19 protein-coding genes are annotated in these 22,397 nt (G+C 62.0%); 8 read left to right on the plus strand and 11 right to left on the minus strand.

Annotated elements, in window-relative coordinates; all coding sequences use genetic code 11:
* Positions 1 to 24: 24 nt before the first annotated feature.
* The 4 genes from pstA to BT116_RS23810 form a co-directional block, all read right to left on the minus strand.
* The gene (gene pstA, locus BT116_RS23795) at positions 25 to 1,695 is read right to left on the minus strand and encodes a phosphate ABC transporter permease PstA (RefSeq protein WP_072347553.1); all 1,671 of its coding nucleotides are present in this window, start codon (positions 1,693 to 1,695) and stop codon (positions 25 to 27) included.
* Positions 1,696 to 1,710: 15 nt separating this feature from the next.
* Positions 1,711 to 3,996, minus strand: coding sequence for an ABC transporter permease subunit (locus BT116_RS23800; RefSeq protein WP_072347555.1), 2,286 nt, complete (start codon positions 3,994 to 3,996; stop codon positions 1,711 to 1,713).
* 208 nt (positions 3,997 to 4,204) lie between these two features.
* Positions 4,205 to 5,203, minus strand: a complete 999-nt coding sequence (locus BT116_RS23805; protein WP_072347557.1) for a phosphate ABC transporter substrate-binding protein PstS — start codon at positions 5,201 to 5,203, stop codon at positions 4,205 to 4,207.
* 269 nt (positions 5,204 to 5,472) lie between these two features.
* Positions 5,473 to 6,771, minus strand: coding sequence for an MFS transporter (locus BT116_RS23810; protein ID WP_072347559.1), 1,299 nt, complete (start codon positions 6,769 to 6,771; stop codon positions 5,473 to 5,475).
* A 378-nt stretch (positions 6,772 to 7,149) separates the two neighbouring features.
* Here BT116_RS23810 and BT116_RS23815 point away from each other — a divergent pair, with 378 nt between their 5' ends.
* Positions 7,150 to 7,554 (plus strand): acyl-CoA thioesterase, encoded by a 405-nt coding sequence (locus BT116_RS23815; protein ID WP_003177184.1) that lies wholly within the window; start codon positions 7,150 to 7,152, stop codon positions 7,552 to 7,554.
* A 58-nt stretch (positions 7,555 to 7,612) separates the two neighbouring features.
* Complete coding sequence (locus BT116_RS23820; protein WP_072347561.1) at positions 7,613 to 8,512, plus strand: D-hexose-6-phosphate mutarotase; 900 nt, start codon at positions 7,613 to 7,615, stop codon at positions 8,510 to 8,512.
* Between the two features lie 72 nt (positions 8,513 to 8,584).
* Here the strand turns inward: BT116_RS23820 and BT116_RS23825 are convergent, their stop codons facing one another.
* From BT116_RS23825 to BT116_RS23845, 5 genes are all read right to left on the minus strand, one after another.
* Positions 8,585 to 9,121 carry a DUF3299 domain-containing protein gene (locus tag BT116_RS23825; RefSeq protein WP_063323553.1) on the minus strand — a complete coding sequence of 179 codons (537 nt, stop codon included), beginning with the start codon at positions 9,119 to 9,121 and terminating at the stop codon, positions 8,585 to 8,587.
* 89 nt (positions 9,122 to 9,210) lie between these two features.
* Positions 9,211 to 9,456, minus strand: a complete 246-nt coding sequence (locus tag BT116_RS23830) for a GlsB/YeaQ/YmgE family stress response membrane protein (RefSeq protein ID WP_003187057.1) — start codon at positions 9,454 to 9,456, stop codon at positions 9,211 to 9,213.
* Positions 9,457 to 9,558: 102 nt separating this feature from the next.
* Positions 9,559 to 10,644 (minus strand): 5-(carboxyamino)imidazole ribonucleotide synthase, encoded by a 1,086-nt coding sequence (locus BT116_RS23835; RefSeq protein ID WP_072347564.1) that lies wholly within the window; start codon positions 10,642 to 10,644, stop codon positions 9,559 to 9,561.
* Positions 10,645 to 10,656: 12 nt separating this feature from the next.
* Positions 10,657 to 11,148, minus strand: a complete 492-nt coding sequence (gene purE / locus BT116_RS23840; RefSeq protein ID WP_003196369.1) for a 5-(carboxyamino)imidazole ribonucleotide mutase — start codon at positions 11,146 to 11,148, stop codon at positions 10,657 to 10,659.
* Between the two features lie 526 nt (positions 11,149 to 11,674).
* Positions 11,675 to 12,592 (minus strand): LysR substrate-binding domain-containing protein, encoded by a 918-nt coding sequence (locus BT116_RS23845; RefSeq protein ID WP_072347566.1) that lies wholly within the window; start codon positions 12,590 to 12,592, stop codon positions 11,675 to 11,677.
* A 179-nt stretch (positions 12,593 to 12,771) separates the two neighbouring features.
* On the opposite strand from BT116_RS23845, the gene aspA reads away from it, so the two are divergent.
* From aspA to BT116_RS23865, 4 genes are all read left to right on the plus strand, one after another.
* Positions 12,772 to 14,196 (plus strand): aspartate ammonia-lyase, encoded by a 1,425-nt coding sequence (gene aspA, locus BT116_RS23850; protein ID WP_003196363.1) that lies wholly within the window; start codon positions 12,772 to 12,774, stop codon positions 14,194 to 14,196.
* A gap of 488 nt (positions 14,197 to 14,684) precedes the next feature.
* The gene (locus BT116_RS23855) at positions 14,685 to 16,136 is read left to right on the plus strand and encodes an alanine/glycine:cation symporter family protein (protein ID WP_072347568.1); all 1,452 of its coding nucleotides are present in this window, start codon (positions 14,685 to 14,687) and stop codon (positions 16,134 to 16,136) included.
* 135 nt (positions 16,137 to 16,271) lie between these two features.
* A complete protein-coding gene (locus BT116_RS23860; protein ID WP_072347570.1) occupies positions 16,272 to 17,276 on the plus strand; it encodes an asparaginase in 1,005 nt (334 codons plus the stop codon).
* A gap of 85 nt (positions 17,277 to 17,361) precedes the next feature.
* A complete protein-coding gene (locus BT116_RS23865) occupies positions 17,362 to 18,354 on the plus strand; it encodes an AraC family transcriptional regulator (protein WP_072347572.1) in 993 nt (330 codons plus the stop codon).
* A 201-nt stretch (positions 18,355 to 18,555) separates the two neighbouring features.
* Here the strand turns inward: BT116_RS23865 and BT116_RS23870 are convergent, their stop codons facing one another.
* Positions 18,556 to 19,206 carry an HAD family hydrolase gene (locus BT116_RS23870; RefSeq protein WP_072347574.1) on the minus strand — a complete coding sequence of 217 codons (651 nt, stop codon included), beginning with the start codon at positions 19,204 to 19,206 and terminating at the stop codon, positions 18,556 to 18,558.
* A 177-nt stretch (positions 19,207 to 19,383) separates the two neighbouring features.
* On the minus strand, positions 19,384 to 19,935 hold the full coding sequence (locus BT116_RS23875) for a gamma carbonic anhydrase family protein (protein ID WP_063323560.1): 552 nt from the start codon (positions 19,933 to 19,935) through the stop codon (positions 19,384 to 19,386).
* Between the two features lie 72 nt (positions 19,936 to 20,007).
* Between BT116_RS23875 and prlC the strand changes: the two genes are divergently transcribed.
* Complete coding sequence (gene prlC / locus BT116_RS23880) at positions 20,008 to 22,086, plus strand: oligopeptidase A (protein WP_170845979.1); 2,079 nt, start codon at positions 20,008 to 20,010, stop codon at positions 22,084 to 22,086.
* On the plus strand, positions 22,083 to 22,361 hold the full coding sequence (locus tag BT116_RS23885) for a YheV family putative zinc ribbon protein (RefSeq protein ID WP_072347576.1): 279 nt from the start codon (positions 22,083 to 22,085) through the stop codon (positions 22,359 to 22,361). The genes prlC and BT116_RS23885 overlap by 4 nt, the downstream gene beginning before the upstream one ends.
* Positions 22,362 to 22,397 lie beyond the last annotated feature (36 nt).

The following is a 22,397-nucleotide window of genomic DNA, read 5'->3' on the forward strand; positions in this document are numbered from 1 at the left end:
CTTGCCGCTTGTAGCTATTGGCTGTTAGCTATCCAACGCCTTGTACTTCTCGCGCAGGTGGTTACGGATCCACACGGCCGACAGGTTGAGCGTGGCGATCACCAGCACCAGCAGCAGCGCCGTGGCGTATACCAGCGGTCGCGCCGCTTCGACGTTCGGGCTCTGGAAGCCCACGTCATAGATATGGAAGCCCAGGTGCATGATCTTCTGGTCCAAGTGCAGGTACGGGTAGTTGCCGTCCAGCGGCAGCGACGGGGCCAGCTTCACCACGCCTACCAGCATCAACGGCGCCACTTCACCGGCAGCACGGGCCACGGCGAGGATCATCCCGGTCATCATCGCCGGGCTCGCCATGGGCAGGACAATTTTCCACAGGGTCTCGGCCTTGGTCGCACCAAGGGCCAGGGAGCCTTCGCGCACGGTACGCGGGATCCGCGCCAGGCCTTCCTCGGTGGCCACGATCACCACCGGCACCGCCAGCAGCGCCAGGGTCAGGGACGCCCAGAGCAGGCCCGGGGTGCCAAAAGTCGGCGCCGGCAAGGCCTCGGGGAAGAACAAGCGGTCGACCGAACCACCCAGCACGTAGACGAAGAAGCCCAGGCCAAACACACCGTAGACGATGGCCGGAACGCCGGCCAGGTTGTTCACCGCGATGCGGATCAGGCGGGTCATCGGGCCCTGACGGGCATATTCGCGCAGGTAGACCGCCGCCAGTACACCGAACGGCGTCACGATCATCGCCATGATCAGGGTCATCATCACAGTGCCGAAAATCGCCGGGAAGATGCCGCCTTCGGTGTTGGCTTCACGAGGGTCGTCGCTGAGGAATTCCCAGACCTTGCTGAAATAGAAACCGAGCTTGTCAAACGTGCCCATGCCGTTCGGTTGATAGGCGTGTACCACCTTGCCGATGCCGATCTCCACTTCCTTGCCGTTGGCATCGCGGGCGGTCAGGCTGTCGCGGTTGAATTGTGCATGCAGGTCGGACAGGCGCGCTTCGATGTCCTTGTAGCGGGCATTGAGTTCGGCGCGCTCGCTTTCCAGGTCGGCTTGGGCGGCGGCGTCGAGCTTACCGTCCAGCTCCAGTTTGCGACCGTGCAGGCGAATGCGCTCCAGGCCAGCGTTGATTGCACCGATGTCGACTTTTTCCAGGGTCTTGAGCTCGGCGGCCAACTGGTTGACCCGCTGTACGCGGGCCTGCAGTTGCGGCCAGGCGGCCTCGCCTTCGGCGATGACCTTGCCGTCTTCCTTGACGTTGACCAGGTAGCCGTAGAAGTTGCCCCATTCACGGCGCTCGATGGCCATCAGTTCCGGCGGCGTGCTCTGGTTGGTCAGCCACTCGCCGACGATCCAGGTGAAGTCAGTGCCGTTCAGGTCCCGGTTGCCCACCTTGATCAGCTCGCGGGTCATGAACTCGGGGCCTTCGTCCGGCACCGGCAGGCCAGCGCTTTTCAGGCGCTCGCGCGGCACTTCTTCCTTCTGCACGACTTCGCCGACCACCAGGTGCGCAGGCATGCCCGGCACGTTGTAGTTGGCATGGACCAGGTCCGCCGGCCAGAAGTGGCCCAGGCCGCGCACGGCGATCACCGCCAGCAGGCCAACGGTCATGATGACCGCGATGGACACCGCGCCACCGCTGATCCAGACGCCGGGGGCGCCGCTCTTGAACCATCCTTTCAGGGAGTTCTGTTTCACAGACTTCTACCTTTCTTAAAGCGACGAATATTTCTTGCGCAGACGCTGACGGATCAGCTCGGCGAGGGTGTTCATGACGAAGGTGAACAACAGCAGCACCAGGGCCGACAGGAACAGCACGCGGTAATGGCTGCCGCCGACTTCCGACTCGGGCATCTCCACCGCCACGTTGGCCGCCAGGGTGCGCAAGCCTTCGAACAGGTTCATTTCCATGACCGGCGTGTTACCGGTGGCCATCAACACGATCATGGTCTCGCCCACCGCACGGCCCATGCCGATCATCAGCGCCGAGAAGATACCGGGGCTGGCGGTGAGGATGACCACGCGGGTCATGGTCTGCCACGGCGTGGCACCGAGGGCCAGGGAGCCCAGGGTCAGGCCGCGCGGCACGCTGAACACGGCGTCTTCGGCGATGGAGTAGATGTTCGGGATCACCGCGAAGCCCATCGCCAGACCGACCACCAGGGCGTTGCGCTGGTCGTAGGTGATGCCCAGGTCATGGGAGATCCACATGCGCATGTCGCCGCCGAAGAACCACGCTTCCATGTACGGACTCATGTACAGCGAGAGCCAGCCCACGAACAGGATCACCGGGATCAACAGGGCGCTTTCCCAACCGTCCGGCACTCTCAGGCGAACGGATTCGGGCAGGCGGCTGAAGACGAAACCGGCGACCAGGATGCCGATTGGCAGCAACATCAGCAGGCTGAAAATACCTGGCAGATGCCCTTCGACATACGGCGCCAGGAACAGACCCGCGAAGAAGCCGAGGATCACCGTCGGCATGGCTTCCATCAGTTCGATCACCGGCTTGACCTTGCGGCGCATGCCCGGGGCCATGAAATAGGCAGTGTAGATCGCCGCGGCAACCGCCAGCGGAGCGGCCAGCAGCATCGCGTAGAACGCCGCTTTCAGGGTACCGAAGGTCAGCGGCGAGAGGCTCAGCTTCGGTTCGAAGTCGGTGTTGGCGGCGGTCGATTGCCAGACGTACTTGGGTTCGTCGTAGTTTTCATACCAGACCTTGCTCCACAACGCGCTCCACGAAACTTCCGGGTGCGGGTTGTCCAGCGTCAGCGGTTGCAGCTTGCCGCCCTGCTCCACGATCAGGCGGTTGGCCCGGGGCGACATGCCGAACAGGCCCTGGCCGTCGACCACCTGGTCCACCAGCAGGGTGCGGTGGGCGGTGCTGTGGAACACGCCAAGCTTGCCGGCGGCGTCGAGCGCAACGAAGCCCTTGCGACGCTCTTCGGCGCTGATTTCAACAATCGGCGTGGTGCCCATCTGGAAAGTACGAATCTGTTTGAAGCGCAACTCGCCGTCCGGATCGCGGGCCATGAACCACTGGGCCAGGCCCCCCTTGGAGTCGCCGATGATCAGCGAGATCCCCCCCACCAACTGGGTGGCGGCGGTGACTTGGGCCTCGGCGTTCTCGAGCAGCTTGTAGCGGCCGTTGAGGCTCTTGTCCCGCAGGCTGAACACGTCGGCCTGAGCACGTCCGTTGACCACATACAGCCATTGCTGACGCGGGTCGACGAAGATGTTCTTCACCGGCTCGGTCATCTGCGGCAGGTCGATGCGGGTCTGCTCGCTGGTGACCTCACCGGTCATCATGTTTTCTTCGCTGGTAAGCGACAGCACTTGCAGTTGGGCACCGCTGGAACCGGCCAGCAGCAGGGTCGAGTCGGTGGCGTTGAGGCTGACATGTTCCAGGGCCGCGCCCTGTTCGTTCAATGCAATCGGCGTCTCGCCGTAAGGGTATTCGACGGCAGGCGAAATGGTTTTCTTGCCGTCCGGGTAACTGACCTTATAAGTGTGACGAAATACCAGGGCTTGGCCGTTGGACAGACCGATTGCCACCAGTGGGCTGCCGGGCTGGCCTTCGCCAATGGCGGTCACGCTGGCGCCGGCCGGAATCGGCAGGTCGACGCGGCGCAGTTCGGCGCCACTGCTGATGTCGAAGAACAGCGCCTGGCCCTTGTCGGAAACCCGCATGGCGACTTGGTTCTGTTCTTCGATGGAGATCATCAGGGGTTTGCCGGCGTCTTGCATCCAGGCCGGGGTGATCGAGTCCTTGGCGGTCAGGTCCGCGCCTTGGAACAGGGGCAGCACCACGTAGGCCAGGAAGAAGAAGATCAACGTAATGGCAGCCAGGACAGCGAGGCCGCCGACCAGCACGTACCAGCGGGTCAGGCGATCCTTGAGCGCACGAATACGGCGCTTGCGTTGCAGCTCAGGCGTATTGAAGTCAATGCGCTTGGGAGGGGAAGTCGTAGTCATTGTGGAATTGGCCAGATCATTCATGCGCACACCCTAGCGATCCTGTATGACAGAAAGATGACAATGCAGTGACGCAACAAATCCGCCGCCGAGGGAACCGGCAGCGGACAGTAATTTGGGGTTGTGGGACAGCGTGCTCGCAAAGTCAGTCAACATCCCTGTTGAATGCACTGACCTCTTCGCGAGCAAGCCCGCTCCCACAGCAGTCCGGGCTTCGGCCCGGGCTCAGGTATTACTTCTTGGCGACGCTGCCGCCTTCCGACAGACCCAGGTCAGCCAGTGCCTTGGCGGCTACTTTGGCTGGCAACGGGATGTAACCGTCCTTGACTACAACTTCCTGGCCTTGCTTGGACAGGACCAGCTTCACAAACTCGGCTTCCAGCGGGGCCAGAGGCTTGTTCGGTGCCTTGTTGACGTAAACGTAGAGGAAGCGCGACAGCGGGTACTTGCCGTTCAGGGCGTTTTCTTCGGTGTCTTCGATGAACTCAGTACTGCCTTTCTTGGCCAGGGCCACGGTCTTCACGCTGGCGGTCTTGTAGCCGATGCCCGAGTAACCAACGCCGTTCAGCGAAGAGCTGATCGACTGCACGACCGAAGCCGAGCCAGGTTGTTCGTTGACGTTTGGCTTGTAGTCGCCTTTGCACAGGGCTTCTTCCTTGAAGTAGCCGTAGGTGCCGGATACCGAGTTACGACCGAACAGTTGCACTGGCTTGTTGGCCAGGTCGCCGGTCACACCCAGGTCGCCCCAGGTTTTCACGTCGGCTTTAGCGCCGCACAGGCGAGTCGACGAGAAGATCGCATCGACCTGTTCCATGGTCAGGTGCTGGATCGGGTTGTCCTTGTGTACGAATACTGCCAGGGCGTCCACGGCAACTGGGATAGCGGTTGGTTTGTAGCCGTACTTCTGTTCGAAGGCTTGTAGCTCGTTGTCCTTCATCTTGCGGCTCATCGGGCCCAGGTTGGAGGTGCCTTCGGTGAGAGCAGGTGGCGCGGTGGAGGAACCGGCGGCCTGAATCTGGATGTTTACGTTCGGGTATTCTTTCTTGTAGTTCTCGGCCCACAAGGTCATCAGGTTGGCCAGGGTATCGGAGCCGACGCTGGACAGGTTGCCCGACACACCAGTGGTCTTGGTGTAGCTCGGGATCGCAGGATCAACAGCGGCAACCGCGTTGGCAGTCGCAACGCCAGCAGCGACAAAAGTCATTGCCGCCATCAAACGCTTCAGTTTCATGCCTTACTCCTAGCAGATAGAGTGTGTTAAGTCGGCCAAGTATCGGTAAGCCGTGTGAACACTCTATGGCTGAAATATGACAATTGGATGAAAGGCCAGTATCGAGTTTTACAAGATGTTGTGGCGAGGGGATTTATCCCCGTTGGGGTGCGAAGCGGCCCTCAAGCCAGCGCCTCGGTGCTTCAGGCTGATTGCATCCAGCCATGGGGGGCTGCTACGCAGCCCAACGGGGATAAATCCCCTCGCCACAGAAGCTTGTTCAGCGCCATCTAGCGCCCTTTCTTCCAAAGGTAGCCGCCCACCACAATCCCGATCCCACAGATGGCCGCCACGTAATACGCCGGCCCCATCGAGCTCTCTTTCAACAGCAGGGTCACGATCATCGGGGTCAGACCGCCGAAGATGGCGTACGCCAGGTTGTAGGAGAACGACAAGCCGCTGAAACGCACCACGGCCGGGAAAGCATTGACCATGACATAAGGCACCGCGCCGATGGTACCCACCAGCAAGCCACTCAAGGCATACAGCGGGAACAGCCATTCGGGGTGATCGAACAGGCAATGGTAGAAGGTCCAGAATGTGATCAACAGCAAACCGCTACCGAAGACAAACACCCGACCAGCACCAAAACGGTCGGCCAGCACACCCGCACCGACGCAGCCGAAACTCAGGCACACGATCGCCAGGCTATTGGCCTGCAACGCGGTGGTCGGGCTGAAGTGATAAACGGTCTGCAACACCGTCGGGGTCATCAGGATCACCACAATGACGCCGGCCGACAACAACCAGGTCAACAGCATGGAAATGGCGATGGCGCCGCGGTGATCACGCAGCACGGCCCGCAGCGGCACTTCCTCGGCCAGGGCCTTGCGCAGTTGCAGCTCGGCGAACACCGGGGTTTCGTGCAACCAGCGGCGCAGATACACCGAAAACAGCCCAAATACGCCACCCAGCAAGAACGGAATCCGCCAGGCGTAATCGGCCACTTCCACCGGTGTATAGAGGCTGTTGATCGCCGTGGCGACCAGCGAACCCAACAAAATCCCCGCCGTCAGGCCGCAGGTCAGCGTGCCGCAGGCATAGCCGATGTGGCGCACCGGAACGTGTTCGGAAACGAAGACCCAGGCGCCTGGCACTTCCCCGCCGATGGCCGCGCCCTGGATCACCCGCATCAGCAACAGCAGGATGGGCGCCCACATGCCGATCTGTGCATAAGTGGGCAGCAGGCCCATGATCAGGGTCGGCACGGCCATCATGAAAATGCTCAGGGTGAACATCTTCTTGCGCCCCAGCAGATCGCCAAAGTGGGCCATGACGATCCCGCCCAGCGGCCGGGCCAGGTAACCGGCGGCAAAAATGCCGAACGTCTGCATCAAGCGCAGCCACTCAGGCATTTCGGCCGGGAAGAACAATTTGCCGACCACGGTGGCAAAGAACACGAAAATGATGAAATCGTAGAACTCCAGCGCACCGCCCAAGGCAGAAAGCGACAGGGTCTTGTAATCGTTGCGGGTCAATGGACGCGCGGGTTGTGCGGGCGTCGCCGTGCTCGAAGGCGCAGTGGTCATGGCAAGGGTTTCTCTTATAGTCGGTTCTGCAACCCTGGCAACACGGGTCGGGGGGCCTGGGCAGGTCCGGCACGATAGCAAATTGTTCGAAAAAGCACATAGAGGTGCGTATTTGATAGTCAAAATCAGAACCGAATGGTCGTCTCGACGTCTATCGCCCGATATACTCGCAACCTTGCAGTACTCTGTAAGGGGTTGCTGTGCGAAAACGTCGTTGGTGGCGTAGTACCAGAACCAGCCGGTTTCGCAGAGTTTCCCTTTGGCACGCCTTTACGAAAAACGTGACGAACGCAGTATGTTCGGGCTGAATCGTTTTTTACAAAGACGGCTATTCACCTGAAGTACAAGACAGCGTTACGGGTCAGAGGCACCCCCTGCATGATAGAGCTCGAACAAGAAGATCCAATCCCGCAAGGCGACCTGGCCCTGCAAATCACCGCGCTCCCTCGCGAGACCAACGGCTTCGGCGATATTTTCGGTGGCTGGCTGGTGTCCCAGATGGACCTGGCCGGTACCGCCATGGCCAGCAAAGTGGCCGGCGGACGCGTGGCCACCGTGGCGATCGATCGCATGGCGTTCCTCGTGCCGGTGGCAGTGGGCGCGCAACTTTCCTTTTATACCCAGGCGCTGGAAATCGGCCGCAGCTCGATCCAGATGATGGTTGAGGTCTGGAGCGACGATCCGTTGTCCAGTGAATGGCGCAAGGTGACCGAGGCGGTGTTTGTCTTCGTCGCCATCGACGGTAGTGGTCGGACCCGTTCGGTTCCGCCGCGCGCCCGTTAAACACGGCGGCCGTTTTGCGGTCCATTGCAGTTCCTGTTCCCCGAGCGAGATTTGCAACATGCCTACGCCCAACGTCGAAGCCGTCAAACTGGATGAACTGAACGCCTGGCGCATCCGCCACGGTCAGGCCGAGTTGCTGGTGGCCCAACAAGGCGCGCATATCCTCAGCTATCAAGTGGACGGCCAGCCGCCGCTGATCTGGCTCAACGACCAGGCCACGTTCAAGGCCGGCAAGAGCATTCGCGCGGGCGTGCCGGTGTGCTGGCCGTGGTTCGGCAACCTGACGCGCAACCCCGACAGCGTACAGGCCATGCGCGTGAGCAACGACCCGGCCACGGCCCACGGCCTGGTGCGGGCGATGGATTGGGAATTGAAGGGCATCGAAGCCGAAGGCGAAAGCCTCAAGGTGGAATTCGTGCTGCCCTACCCCGAAAACGGCCTCTCGGGCTGGCCTCACCAGGTGGACCTGACGCTGACCATCGTGATGGACGAGCAACTGAGCATCCGCCTCACCAGTCATAACCGTGGCAGCGAAACCGTCAGCCTCAGCCAGGCGCTGCACAGCTACTTCGCCGTGAGCGACGTGCGCAACGTGCAGGTCGAAGGGGTCGATGGTCTGAGCTACATCGAGACCCTGGACGACTGGAAAACCGTCACCCAGGCCGGCAACCTGCACTTCGCTGGCGAGACCGACCGCATCTACCTCGATACCCCACCAAAGCTGAGCATCATCGACCCGCAGTGGGAACGCCGGATCGAGCTGGCCAGCAGCGGTTCGCGCTCGGCGGTGATCTGGAACCCCTGGACCGAACGCGCCAAGGCCTTCAGCGACATGGCCGACGACGGCTGGCAGCGCATGCTGTGCATCGAGACGGCGAATGTGATGGACGATGTGGTGACGTTGTTGCCCGACGCCAGCCATACCCTTGGCGTGAGCATCAGTAGCAAGCCGCTCTAACCCACACCACAAATACCCCTGTGGGAGCTTGCTCGCTCCCACATTGGATTTTGGGTCGAGCCAACCAGCCGGTTACAAATCCGCCTCCTGCACCACCCTCACCTTCTCGGCATCCAACGCATACGCCGCGCTCGCCAGGTCGTTGTCGACCTTTTCGATCTTCAGCGTGCCGGTCACCCACAGCGGTGTATAGATGTCATCCAGCTTCAGGCCCTTGGGGTAGCGCACCAGCACCAGTTGATTCGGCGGTGGTGGCGGGACGTGAATGCAGGCGCCGGGGTAAGGCACCAGGAAAAACAGCGTGCTGCGGCCCTTGGCGTCGGTCTCCAGCGGCACCGGGTAACCGCCAATGCGGATGTGCTTGTCGTTCATCGACGCCACGGTCTTGGTCGAATACATCACCGCCGGCAAGCCTTTGCTCTGCTTCAGGCCACCCTTCTCGGTGAAAGTGCCGCTGGCTTCGGGGGAGTCGTGGTCGATTTCAGGCATGGCCTCGAGGGCTTTCTGGTCCGACTTGGGCATCAGTTCGAGCCAGTCGGTTTCCGGCAGCTCGGCAGCATGGGCCAGGCCACTGCCCAGCAGAAGAAGGGTCAATACTAGACGGCGCATGAAAGGGCTCGGCAATGAGTGGAAAGTGAAACGCCGAGCATTCTAGCCCCCTCTGCGCGCCAGGCAGAGAGGGCTTTATCGCATTTGAATCAGTTTCTTTTGATAAGGCCGTAGATCACCAGCAACACGATCGCACCGACCAGGGCACCGATGAAACCTGCGCCTTGGCCGGCCTGGTAGATGCCCAGGGCCTGGCCGCCGTAAGTGGCCGCCAACGAACCGCCAATACCGAGCAGAATGGTCATGATCCAGCCCATGCTGTCATCGCCCGGTTTCAGGAAGCGCGCCAGCAGGCCAACGATCAAGCCGATAAAGATGGTTCCGATGATTCCCATGGCATTGCCCTCTGATTGGATAGCGATGCCAAAGCCCGATCAGGCTTTGGCACTTAGCCATGAGAGAGATTAGCCGACGAATGGTTCCACCGATGGCGCGAATTATTGCTCGGCGATCAGCGTCTCGACCTTGATGATCTGCTGGGCCAGCGTCGCTCGGTCCGCGCAGCGCAGGTTGGCGTGACCGACCTTGCGCCCGACCTTGAACGCCTTGCCGTAGTGATGCAAATGGCAGTCGGCAATCGCCAGGACCTTGTCGCTGTCCGGAACCTTGCCGATGAAGTTGAGCATCGCGCTCTCACCGACCTTGGCGGTCGACCCCAGTGGCAGCCCGGCCACCGCCCGCAGGTGGTTTTCGAACTGGCTGCACTCGGCGCCTTCAGTGGTCCAGTGCCCGGAGTTGTGTACCCGAGGGGCGATTTCGTTGGCCTTGAGGCCGCCGTCCACTTCAAAGAACTCGAATGCCATCACGCCGACATAATCGAGCTGCTTGAGCACCCGACTGGAATAGTCCTCGGCCAGGGCCTGCAACGGATGGTCGGTGCTGGCGACGGACAGCTTGAGGATGCCGTCCTTGTGAGTGTTGTGCACCAGCGGATAGAAACGGATCTCACCGTCACGGGCGCGCACGGCGATCAGCGAGACTTCCCCGGTGAACGGCACGAAGCCTTCCAGCAGGCAGGCCACGCTGCCGAGTTCGGCGAACGTACCGACCACGTCTTCAGGCTTGCGCAGGACTTTCTGACCCTTGCCGTCGTAACCCAGGGTACGGGTCTTGAGCACGGCGGGCAGGCCGATGGCAGCGACCGCGGCGTCCAGGTCGGCCTGGGACTGAATGTCGGCAAAAGCCGGCGTGGGGATGCCCAGGTCCTTGAACATGTTCTTTTCGAACCAACGGTCACGGGCGATCCGCAAGGCTTCGGCGCTCGGGTAGACCGGGACGAACTGGGACAGGAAGGCCACGGTCTCGGCCGGGACGCTTTCGAACTCGAAGGTCACCAGGTCGACTTCATCGGCCAATTGGCGCAGGTGATCCTGGTCGCCGTAGTCGGCCCGCAGGTGCTCACCCAACGCGCTAGCACAGGCGTCCGGCGCCGGGTCCAGGAAAGCGAAGTTCATCCCCAGCGGCGTACCTGCCAGGGCCAACATGCGACCCAACTGGCCGCCACCGATTACACCGATCTTCATTCGTCAACAACCTCAGGCAATGCGTGGGTCTGGATTGTCCAGGACGCTGTCTGTCTGCTCAGCGCGGAATTTTTTCAGCACGGTATGAAATTGTGGATGCTTGGCGCCCAAAATACTCGCCGACAGCAGGGCCGCGTTGATCGCACCAGCCTTGCCGATGGCCAGGGTCGCGACAGGGATGCCGGCTGGCATCTGCACGATCGACAGCAACGAATCGACGCCCGAAAGCATCGAAGACTGGACCGGCACGCCCAGCACCGGCAGGTGGGTCTTGGCCGCACACATGCCTGGCAAATGGGCGGCGCCACCGGCACCGGCGATGATCACCTCGATGCCACGCGCCTCGGCCTCTTCGGCGTACTGGAACAGCAGGTCCGGGGTACGGTGGGCGGAGACCACTTTCACCTCGTAAGGGATGCCGAGCTTTTCCAGCATATCGGCGGTGTGGCTAAGGGTGGACCAATCGGACTTGGAGCCCATGATCACGCCAACCAGTGCACTCATCGTCGTGCCTCTTCTCTCTGGGCGCCCGCAGGCGCGTCAAAAAACAACAAGCCACGCAGGAAACCGGCGTGGCTTGTTGTACGAATTATGGCCGGGCGAACCGACCGAAGGCCGGGCAGTATACCGAAAATGGTGCGTTAAACGCACTTTCGCCGACCATCTGTCATTTGCGGTGAAAGGGCGGTTTTATTGACTCTCAGGTCAGCAGAGCAACGACGCAAATCCCCTGTGGGAGCGAGCAAGCCCACAGTTTATTTTGGGTGTTCTCAAGATTTGCATACGCCACAGATCCCTTGTGGCGAGAGAGCTTGCTCCCGCTGGCGTGCGAAGCAGGCCCCGGCGGTCCTTCAGGCCGACCGTATCAGCCGGTTCTGCGACTGCTGCGCAGCCGAGCGGGAGCAAGCTCCCTCGCCACAGGGTAGTTGCCTGGCTTGATTGCGCTGTTGGTTACGGTGGCAAGGGTGGGCCCAAGTGCTGTTGAGTTGAGGTAGCCTCAAGCCCGCACCACAGGGGATCCGCGTTGTCTTCAGGATCCGGCCACACCCTGCGCCACGCCACCTTCGAGCTTGCGCCACAACAACCGCACATTGGCCTTGCGCACCAGGGCGCAGCGGTACAGGCGGATCTCCAGAGGCACGTGCCATTGTGTCCCACCGCAGATCACCAGTTCGCCCCGGGCCAGTTCGGCGCGTACGCTCAGGTGAGGCACCCAGGCGATGCCCAGGCCTTCCAGGGCCATGCTTTTGAGGCTGTCGGCCATTGCCGTCTCGTAGATCGTGGTGAACCGCAACGCCCGCTGGCGCAACAACTGGTTGACCGAGCGCCCGAGGAAGGCGCCGGCGCTGTAGGCCAGCAGCGGCACGCTGGCCTCGCCTTCAAGGTCGAACAGCGGCTTGCCATCGGCACCGGCGGCGCACACCGGCAGCATCTCGGTCTGGCCCAGGTGCAGCGACGGGAAGATTTCCGGGTCCATTTGCATGGCCGAATCCGGATCGTAGAAGGCCAGCATCAGGTCGCAGCCCCCTTCACGCAAGGCATGGACGGCATCGCCGACGTTGGTCGCCACCAGCCGCGTGGCGATGTTCATCCCTTCGTTGCGCAGTTGGGCGATCCAACGCGGGAAGAAGCCCAGCGCCAGGGAGTGGGCGGCCGCCACTTGTATGACTTCGCCCTGCCCGCCCTCCAGGTGATGCAAATGGCGCAACACTTCACCCAGTTGCTCGACCACCGTGCGCGCCGTCACCAGGAACAACTGCCCCGCCGCCGTCAGCTCGACGGGCGTGCGCGAACGGTTGACCAGGGTCAGCCCCAGCGCCGCCTCGAGGCTGCGGATTCGCCGACTGAAGGCCGGTTGCGTGACGAAACGCCGCTCGGCCGCCTGGGAGAAACTGCGGGTGGCGGCCAGGGCACTGAAGTCCTCAAGCCATTTGCTTTCAAGATTCATCACGCCTCCCTTAAACGCACCAAAACAGGTCACACGTTCGTCGCACCGCCGACGTCACACCGACATTATGCCGAATATGCATAGGCCAGTGCTTAACAGCATTGGCCCTATTTTTTTCGAGAGCCTAGGATTCGCAGCGTTCCGGCTCAGACCGGGTCCTTATCGAGATGATTTCCATCATGTCCTCCGCTGCATCATTCCGCACAGAAAAAGATCTGCTTGGCGTACTCGAAGTACCAGCGCAAGCGTATTACGGCATCCAGACCCTGCGAGCGGTAAACAACTTCCGTCTCTCTGGCGTCCCGATCTCGCATTACCCTAAGCTGGTGGTCGGCCTGGCCATGGTCAAACAGGCCGCCGCTGACGCCAACCGCGAACTGGGCCAGCTCAGCGAAGCCAAGCACGCAGCCATCAGTGAAGCCTGTGCACGATTGATCCGCGGCGATTTCCACGAAGAATTCGTGGTGGACATGATCCAGGGCGGCGCCGGCACGTCGACCAACATGAATGCCAACGAAGTCATCGCCAACATCGCACTGGAGGCCATGGGCCACCAGAAAGGCGAGTACCAGTACCTGCACCCCAACAACGACGTGAACATGGCGCAGTCCACCAACGACGCCTACCCGACCGCGATCCGCCTGGGTCTGCTGCTGGGCCACGACGCGTTGCTGGCCAGCCTCGACAGCCTGATCCAGGCGTTCGCGGCCAAAGGTGAAGAATTCAGCCACGTCCTGAAAATGGGCCGCACCCAGCTGCAAGACGCCGTGCCGATGACCCTCGGCCAGGAATTCCGCGCCTTCGCCACCACCCTGAGCGAAGACCTGGCACGCCTGAAAACCCTGGCGCCTGAGCTGCTCACCGAAGTGAACCTGGGCGGCACCGCCATCGGCACCGGCATCAACGCCGACCCGCGCTACCAGGCCCTGGCCGTGCAGCGCCTGGCAACCATCAGCGGCCAGCCGCTGGTTCCGGCCGCGGACCTGATCGAAGCCACCTCTGACATGGGCGCCTTCGTGCTGTTCTCCGGCATGCTCAAGCGCACCGCGGTCAAGCTGTCGAAGATCTGCAACGACCTGCGCCTGCTGTCCAGCGGCCCACGCACCGGCATCAACGAAATCAACCTGCCGGCCCGCCAGCCAGGCAGCTCGATCATGCCCGGCAAGGTCAACCCGGTGATCCCGGAAGCGGTCAACCAGGTGGCGTTCCAGATCATCGGCAACGACTTGGCCCTGACCATCGCGGCCGAAGGCGGCCAACTGCAACTGAACGTGATGGAGCCGCTGATCGCCTTCAAGATCTTCGACTCGATCCGCCTGCTGCAACGGGCCATGGACATGCTGCGCGAGCACTGCATCGTCGGTATCACCGCCAACGAAGCGCGCTGCCGTGAACTGGTCGAGCATTCGATCGGCCTGGTCACCGCCCTGAACCCGTACATCGGCTACGAAAACGCCACCCGCATCGCCCGTGTTGCCCTGGAAAGTGGCCGCGGCGTGCTGGAACTGGTGCGCGAAGAAGGCTTGCTCGACGACGCCATGCTCGACGACATCCTGCGCCCGGAAAACATGATTGCTCCGCGTCTGGTCCCGCTCAAAGCGTGATCGACACGACCACCGCTCACCAGGTCGAGGGACTAGACACCTCTCACCTTTTGAGGGCTTGGGGATCTTCCCCAAGCCCTTTTTTTAATGGATAGCAGCAAAGGATGACTGGACCTGTGGGAAGGAACCTACTCGCGATAAACGACGACACGCTGCCCGTTGTAAACCGCGTCGCCAGCCAACGCGAGCAGGCTCGTTCCCACAATAACCTGACCGAAAGGCCAGGTGTTTCAAAGGGTTCGCTTCGTCGGACGCACCACAACTGTGCAGACGGGCACCGCACTGATAGGTATAGTGCCGCCCCTCTTCGCATGAGCGGTCGTCTGCAGCGAGATCCTTAAACATGCGAAAACCGAACTAATAACAAACCCGCGAAAATGGACCGGGACGAAACATCGCCTCACCTGTTGTGCCGCGCGCCGACCGATGTAACGCGATATTTCCAAATGGCCAGCATTTGCTTAAACAAAAAACAGCGAGGAATACTCATGCTTGAAGTCATCAACGACTTCCTCTCAGGGAAAGTGCTGATCGTGCTCATTGTCGGGCTCGGGAGCTATTTCACGATCCGCTCGCGTTTCGTCCAGTTCCGTCATTTCTTTCATATGTTCACGGTGTTCCGTGACAGCCTGAAAAGCAGCACTGACCAGCTCAGTTCCTTCCAGGCCCTGATGCTCAGCCTGGCCGGTCGTGTCGGCGCGGGCAACATCGCCGGTGTCGGTATCGCCGTGACCCTCGGCGGTCCTGGTGCGGTGTTCTGGATGTGGGTGACCGCGCTGGTCGGCATGTCCAGCAGCTTCTTCGAATGCTCCCTCGGCCAGCTCTACAAGCGCTGCGACTCCGAAGGCCAGTTCCGCGGCGGCCCGTCCTATTACATCCAGCACGGCCTGCAGAAGCGCTGGTTGGGCATGATCATGGCGTTCCTGCTGCTGGTTACCTTCGGCTTCGCCTTCAACGGCCTGCAAGCCCATGCCGTCACCCACTCGCTGAACAACGCCTTCGGTTTCGACACCACCTACACCGGCATAGGCCTGGCGGTGCTGCTGGGCCTGGTGTTCATTGGCGGGATCAAGCGTATCGCCAAGGTCGCCGACCTGCTGGTACCGGTCAAGACCCTGGCGTACATCGCCGTGACCATCTACGTGATCGTGCTGCAATTCGACCACGTACCGGCCATGCTGGCGACTATCGTCAAGAGCGCCTTCGGCCTGGACCAGGCCTTTGGCGGCCTGATCGGCAGTGCCATCGTCATGGGCGTCAAGCGTGGCGTGTTCGCCAACGAAGCCGGCCTGGGCAGTGCGCCTAACGTCGCTGCTGTCGCGTCGGTCGAACACCCGGTTGCCCAGGGTGTGGTACAGGCGTTCAGCGTGTTCCTGGACACCTTCGTGATCTGCACCTGCACCGCGCTGCTGATCCTGCTGTCGGGCTTCTACACCCCAGGTTTCGAAGGCGATGGCATTGCCCTGACCCAGAACTCCCTGGCGGCCGTCGTGGGTGACTGGGGCCGGATGTTCATCTCTGTAGCCCTGGCGCTGTTCGTCTTCACCTCGATCCTCTACAACTACTACCTGGGCGAGAACAACCTGCGCTTCATGCTGGGTGAAAACCGCAAGGCCCTGATCGCCTACCGCGCACTGGTCCTGGTCCTGATTTTCTGGGGCGCCATCGAAAACCTCAGCACCGTGTTCGCCTTCGCCGACATCACCATGACCCTGCTGGCGTTCGTGAACCTGATCGCGCTGTTCCTGCTGTTCAAGGTCGGCATGCGCATCCTGCGTGACTACGATGACCAGCGTTCGGCCGGCATCAAGACCCCTGTGTTCGATTCCAGCAAGTTCCCGGACCTGGATCTGGACCGCAAGGCTTGGCCTGCCAGCCCCTCGACGCCGGTTGCCAAACCTGACGCCGCTGTTGCTGGCGCGACCGCAGCGCAACGCTGATCGGTAAAAGCTGTTTGTAAAAACCGGACGCATCCCCTGCGTCCGGCGTGACACAACCTAAGGTCGGCGTCATGCTCGACCTTATGTTGTGGCAGCTAACCCACGCTGCCGTTTTCGTCCTCGGAGAACACCCCCATGAATGGCTCGACCTACCCTGCCGCCCAGCACGTCATGGTGCTCTACACCGGCGGCACCATCGGCATGCAAGCCAGCGCCCACGGCCTGGCCCCGGCATCCGGTTTCGAAGCGCGGATGCGCGATTACCTGCACAGCCAACCTGAACTAGTCGTCCCGCAATGGCGCTTCCGGGAAATGTCGCCGCTGATCGATAGCGCCAACATGACACCGGCCTACTGGCAGCAACTGCGCGAAGCGGTGGTCGATGCCGTGGACGTGCAGGGCTGTGACAGCGTACTGATCCTGCATGGCACCGACACCCTGGCCTACAGCGCCGCGGCGATGAGTTTCCAACTGCTGGGCCTGCATGCGCGGGTCTGCTTCACCGGCTCCATGCTGCCTGCCGGCGTGACCGACAGTGACGCCTGGGAAAACCTCAGCGGTGCCCTGGTCGCTCTCGGCCAAGGCCTGGCGCCGGGTGTGCATCTGTACTTCCATGGTGAACTGCTGGCGCCAACCCGTTGTGCGAAAGTGCGCAGCTTTGGCCGTCACCCGTTCAAGCGCCTCGAACGTCAGGGTGGCGGCCTCAAAGCCTCCTCGCTGCCGGCGCAGTTGAATTACAACCAGCCCAAGCAACTGGCGAACATCGCGGCGCTACCGCTGTTTCCAGGCATCAGCGCCGAGATCCTGGACGGCCTGCTGGGCAGCGGCATCCAGGGCCTGGTGCTGGAATGCTACGGCAGCGGCACCGGGCCGAGCGACAACCCGGCCTTCCTCGCCAGCCTCGAGCGGGCGCGGGACAGCGGTGTGGTCATCGTGGCGGTGACCCAATGCCATGAAGGGGGCGTCGAGCTGGACGTTTACGAGGCTGGCAATCGCTTGCGTGGCGTTGGCGTGCTCTCCGGCGGCGGCATGACCCGCGAAGCCGCGTTCGGCAAGTTGCAGGCTTTGATTGGCGCCGGTCTGCCGGTGGAAGAGGTGCGGCGGCTGGTAGAGCTGGATCTGTGCGGCGAGCTTATCTGACCCCCTCGCCACAAAAGCGGCACGCCCTTGCGAAGTCAGGCATATAACTTGCTCCGTTTCCAGCTTCCCCAGGCTGGAAACGGACATGCTTCATTCCCACCTCACCACCCTCAACGCCGTCTCACTGGTACTGAGCACCTTCAAAAGCGAAGGCTTGCCCAGCGATGCCTTGTTGGCCGGCAGCGGCATCAGCGCGGCGGACCTGAGCCGGGCCGATACGCGCATCACCACCAACCAGGAGATGCAGGTCTGCGCCAACGCAGTGGCCCTCAAGCGCGACATCGGCCTGGAATTGGGCCTGCGCATGCACGTTTCGTCCTACGGCATGCTCGGCTATGCGCTGCTGACCAGTGCCACCTTAGGTGACGCCTTGCGCCTGGCGCTGCGCTATCCGGCGCTATTGGGAACACTCTTCGAACTGAACCTGGACGATGACGGCCAGTACATCTGGTTCAGCGCCAGCGATTATCGGGAGAATCCGGCCCTGGCGGTGTTCAATGCCGAGTTCTGCATGGTTTCGCTGAGGGTCATCTGTAACGACCTCCTCGGTCATGCACTGCCCTTGCGTGCGGCACGCTTCGAACATCCGGCGCCCGATTACCAGGCGCGCTACGCCGAGCTCTTCATGTGCCCGGTGCGCTTCGACAGCGTCGATAACGCGTTCGCCTTCGACCGTCACTGGCTCGACCAACCCTTGCCCCTGGCCGACCCCGTCACCCATCACGCCATGGCCGAACGTTGCCGCCGACAGAACACCGAATTCACCGGACGCCAGGCCTGGCTGGGACGGATCCGCCAGTTGCTCGACGCCCAACTGAACGCCGCCCCCGGGCTGGAAGGCCTGGCCGAACAAATGAACTGCTCGGCGCGCACCTTGCGACGCCACCTCAAGGACCTGGGCTGCAACTACCAGGAACTGCTGGACGAACTGCGCTTCGAACGGGCCAAGCAGATGCTCTGCGAGGATCAATTGCCGATCTATCGAATCGCCGAACGACTGGGCTTCAGCGAAACCGCCAGCTTCCGCCACGCCTTCGTGCGCTGGAGCGGCGTGGCGCCCAGCCAGTTCAGGCCTTGAACCGTCGCTTTCCAATACTTGGGGGGACCGGGATATGGCTAGTACTGTGGCGAGGGGGCTTGCTCCCGCTGGACGGCGAAGCCGTCCCAAAGATGGTCAGCGCAGTCCCACAGACAAACCGCATCAGCCGAATTACGACGGCTGCGCCGCCGAGCGGGAGCAAGCTCCCTCGCCACAGATGGTGTGCGCCTTGAGGCCCAGTCAGCGCCGCAAAAACGCCTGATGCAACGCATCCACCGTATCGAAGTGATACGCCGGGCCCTCGGCGCTGAGTTCTTCATGACTGCCAAACCCGTACCCGACCGCTGCCGCATCCAGGCCGTTGCTGCGGGCGCCGATCAGGTCGTGTTTGCGGTCGCCAATCATCAGGGTGCTGGCCGGGTCGAGGCCTTCTTCGGCCAGCAGGTGGGCGATCAGCTCGATTTTGTTGGTGCGGGTGCCGTCCAGTTCGCTGCCGTAGATCACCTTGAAGTGCCGGGCGAAGTCGAAGTGGCGGGCGATTTCCCGGGCGAAGACCCAGGGTTTGGAGGTGGCGATGTACAACTGGCGCCCTTGGCCGCCCAAGGTTTCCAGCAGTGGCATCACGCCGTCGAAGACGCGATTTTCGTATAGGCCAGTGACCTTGAAGCGCTCGCGATAGAAATTCACCGCCTCCCAGGCCTTCGCTTCGTCGAAGTCGTAAAACCGCATGAAGGCCTGCAACAGCGGCGGGCCGATGAAATGCTCGAGGCGGCTCAGGTCGGGCTCGTCAATGCCCAGCTTGCTCAAGGCGAACTGGATCGAACGGGTGATGCCTTCGCGGGGGTCGGTGAGGGTGCCGTCAAGGTCGAAGAGTACGGTTTGGTAATGCATGTCAGTTCCAGAGTAATGGACGGGCTCGAATGCTTTTGTGGCGAGGGGATTTATCCCCGCTGGGGTGCGAAGCAGCCCCGATCAGGCTGAAAACTATCCAACCTGACACACCTCAGAGGGCTGCTGCGCAGCCCAGCGGGGATAAATCCCCTCGCCACAGGGTCCCGGGCAGGTCGGTCAGGATTGTGGCTGGTCGTAGCCTTCGGCCAGATGCAGGTCCTTGAGCTTCACGTAGTTCGCCGCGCTGTAGGTGAAGAAAGCGCGCTCCTTGTCCGTCAGCGGCCTGGCCTGCTTCACCGGACTGCCCACATATAAAAAGCCGCTTTCCAGACGTTTGCCCGGCGGTACCAGGCTGCCGGCACCGATGATCACATCATCTTCGACCACCGCGCCGTCCATGACGATGCTGCCCATGCCGATCAGGATCCGGCTGCCCACGGAGCAGCCATGGAGCATGACTTTGTGGGCGATGGTCACGTCGTCGCCGATCAGCAATGGGAAGCCCTCGGGATTGAACGGCCCGGCATGGGTGATGTGCAGCACGCAGCCGTCCTGGACACTGGTGCGGGCGCCGATGCGGATGCGGTGCATGTCGCCGCGAATGACCGTCAGCGGCCAGACGGAGCTGTCTTCGCCGATTTCGACGTCGCCGATCACCACCGCGGTGCTGTCGACAAAAGCGCCACGGGCTAACTGCGGGCTGTGGTTCTGGTACGTGCGAAGGGTCACGATAGGCTCTCTCTTATCCGGTGATAGGCGCTGCTAGCTGCGGTGAACGTCGATTGTAATTAAGATGGGCCCATGTTTCTTCCAGCCAAGGTGTCAACCGTGAGCGTGAACAACCCTCTTTTGCAATCCTATGACCTGCCGCCATTCTCGGCGATCCGTGCCGAGCACGTGCAACCGGCCATCGAGCAGATCCTGGCTGACAACCGTGCCGCCATCGCTGAAATTCTCAAGACCCAGGGCAGCCAGCCTACCTGGGCCGGCCTGGTATTGGCGATGGACGAGCTCAATGATCGCCTGGGCGCCGCCTGGAGCCCGGTCAGTCATTTGAACGCCGTGCGCAACAGCCCGGAACTGCGCGAAGCCTACGAGGCCTGCCTGCCGGCACTGAGTGCCTACTCCACCGAACTGGGCCAGAACCGCGAGCTGTTCCAGGCCTTCGAAGCCTTGGCGAGCAGCCCTGAAGCCGCGGGTTTCGACGTGGCGCAGAAAACCATCCTGGAACATTCCCTGCGTGACTTCCGCCTGTCGGGTATCGACCTGCCACCGGAGCAGCAGAAGCGTTACGCCGAGGTGCAGAGCAAACTGTCCGAGCTGGGCAGCCGCTTCTCCAATCAACTGCTGGACGCGACCCAGGCCTGGACCAAGCACATCACTGACGAAGCCGCCCTCGCTGGCCTGACCGACTCGGCCAAGGCGCAAATGGCCGCCGCTGCCCAGGCCAAGGAGCTGGACGGCTGGCTGATCAATCTGGAATTCCCCAGCTATTACGCAGTGATGACCTACGCCGAAGACCGCGCCCTGCGCGAAGAAGTCTACGCCGCCTACTGCACCCGCGCCTCCGACCAGGGCCCGAACGCCGGCCAGAACGACAACGGCCCGGTGATGGAACAGATCCTCGACCTGCGCCAGGAACTGGCCCAATTGCTCGGTTTCGCCAACTTCGCCGAGTTGAGCCTGGCGACCAAGATGGCCGAATCCAGCGACCAGGTGCTCAGTTTCCTGCGCGACCTGGCCAAGCGCAGCAAGCCGTTCGCGGCCCAGGACCTGGAACAGCTCAAGGCCTTCGCCGCCGAACAGGGCTGCCCCGACTTGCAAAGCTGGGACAGCGGCTTCTACGGTGAAAAACTGCGCCAGCAGCGTTACAGCGTGGCCCAGGAAGCCCTGCGCGCCTATTTCCCGATCGACAAGGTCCTGAGCGGCCTGTTCGCCATCGTCCAGCGTCTGTACGGCATCGAAATCGCCGAACTGAAAGGCTTCGACAGCTGGCACCCGGACGTGCGCCTGTTCGAAATCAAGGAAAACGGCCAGCACGTCGGCCGCTTCTTCTTCGACCTCTACGCCCGCGCCAACAAGCGTGGCGGCGCCTGGATGGATGGCGCCCGCGACCGTCGTCGCACCTTCGAAGGCGTCCTGCAGAGCCCGGTGGCCAACCTGGTGTGCAACTTCACCCCGGCCGACAGTGGCAAACCGGCGCTGTTGACCCACGATGAAGTCACCACCCTGTTCCACGAGTTCGGCCATGGCCTGCACCACTTGCTGACCCGCGTCGAACACGCCGGCGTGTCCGGCATCAACGGCGTGGCCTGGGATGCGGTGGAGCTGCCGAGCCAGTTCATGGAAAACTGGTGCTGGGAACCCGAAGGCCTGGCGCTGATTTCCGGCCACTACGAAACCGGCGAACCGTTGCCCCAGGACCTGCTGGAAAAAATGCTCGCGGCGAAAAACTTCCAGTCCGGCCTGATGATGGTTCGCCAACTGGAGTTCTCGCTGTTCGACTTCGAGCTGCACGCCACTCACGGTGACGGCCGCAGCGTGGCGCAAGTGCTCGAAGGCGTGCGCGACGAGGTGTCGGTCATGCGTCCGCCGGCCTACAACCGTTTCCCTAACAGCTTCGCCCACATCTTCGCGGGCGGTTACGCGGCGGGCTATTACAGCTACAAGTGGGCGGAAGTGCTATCAGCCGATGCATTCTCCAAGTTCGAAGAGGACGGGGTGCTCAACGCCGACACCGGTCGCGCCTTCCGCGAGGCGATCTTGGCCCGCGGCGGTTCCCAGGAGCCGATGGTGCTGTTCGTCGACTTCCGTGGCCGTGAACCGTCGATTGACGCACTCTTGCGCCACAGCGGCCTGACCGAGGACGCGGCAGCATGAGTGAGGGACCTGTGATTACCAAGCGACGCTTTATCGCCGGGGCGGTCTGCCCGGCCTGCAGCGAGCCGGATAAATTGATGATGTGGAACGAAGACGGTGTACCGCACCGTGAATGTGTGGCCTGCGGTTATTCCGACACACTCAACGAGCAAGGCCTGTCAGTGCCCAAGGAATTGGGCACCCGGGTCAATACCCCGGCGCCCAAGGCGCCGGACGCCAATGTCCAGGCGGTGCAGTTTTTCCCCAACCCCAAGTTGAAGAAAAAAACCGACTGACATCTGCGGCATCACCTTCCGGGCCGCCCGGCCCGG

Origin of the sequence: Pseudomonas sp. NFACC16-2, from assembly GCF_900119205.1 — a bacterium.
GTDB lineage: Bacteria > Pseudomonadota > Gammaproteobacteria > Pseudomonadales > Pseudomonadaceae > Aquipseudomonas > Aquipseudomonas fluorescens_Q.

Coding starts and splice junctions, on each gene's coding strand:
- BT116_RS23800 (WP_072347555.1), bottom strand. CDS start 3,996: ATGAATGATCTGGCCAATTCCACAATGACTACGACTTCCCCTCCCAAG.
- BT116_RS23805 (WP_072347557.1), bottom strand. CDS start 5,203: ATGAAACTGAAGCGTTTGATGGCGGCAATGACTTTTGTCGCTGCTGGC.
- BT116_RS23810 (WP_072347559.1), bottom strand. CDS start 6,771: ATGACCACTGCGCCTTCGAGCACGGCGACGCCCGCACAACCCGCGCGT.
- BT116_RS23815 (WP_003177184.1), top strand. CDS start 7,150: ATGATAGAGCTCGAACAAGAAGATCCAATCCCGCAAGGCGACCTGGCC.
- BT116_RS23820 (WP_072347561.1), top strand. CDS start 7,613: ATGCCTACGCCCAACGTCGAAGCCGTCAAACTGGATGAACTGAACGCC.
- BT116_RS23825 (WP_063323553.1), bottom strand. CDS start 9,121: ATGCGCCGTCTAGTATTGACCCTTCTTCTGCTGGGCAGTGGCCTGGCC.
- BT116_RS23830 (WP_003187057.1), bottom strand. CDS start 9,456: ATGGGAATCATCGGAACCATCTTTATCGGCTTGATCGTTGGCCTGCTG.
- BT116_RS23835 (WP_072347564.1), bottom strand. CDS start 10,644: ATGAAGATCGGTGTAATCGGTGGCGGCCAGTTGGGTCGCATGTTGGCC.
- purE (WP_003196369.1), bottom strand. CDS start 11,148: ATGAGTGCACTGGTTGGCGTGATCATGGGCTCCAAGTCCGATTGGTCC.
- BT116_RS23845 (WP_072347566.1), bottom strand. CDS start 12,592: ATGAATCTTGAAAGCAAATGGCTTGAGGACTTCAGTGCCCTGGCCGCC.
- aspA (WP_003196363.1), top strand. CDS start 12,772: ATGTCCTCCGCTGCATCATTCCGCACAGAAAAAGATCTGCTTGGCGTA.
- BT116_RS23855 (WP_072347568.1), top strand. CDS start 14,685: ATGCTTGAAGTCATCAACGACTTCCTCTCAGGGAAAGTGCTGATCGTG.
- BT116_RS23860 (WP_072347570.1), top strand. CDS start 16,272: ATGAATGGCTCGACCTACCCTGCCGCCCAGCACGTCATGGTGCTCTAC.
- BT116_RS23865 (WP_072347572.1), top strand. CDS start 17,362: ATGCTTCATTCCCACCTCACCACCCTCAACGCCGTCTCACTGGTACTG.
- BT116_RS23870 (WP_072347574.1), bottom strand. CDS start 19,206: ATGCATTACCAAACCGTACTCTTCGACCTTGACGGCACCCTCACCGAC.
- prlC (WP_170845979.1), top strand. CDS start 20,008: ATGTTTCTTCCAGCCAAGGTGTCAACCGTGAGCGTGAACAACCCTCTT.
- BT116_RS23885 (WP_072347576.1), top strand. CDS start 22,083: ATGAGTGAGGGACCTGTGATTACCAAGCGACGCTTTATCGCCGGGGCG.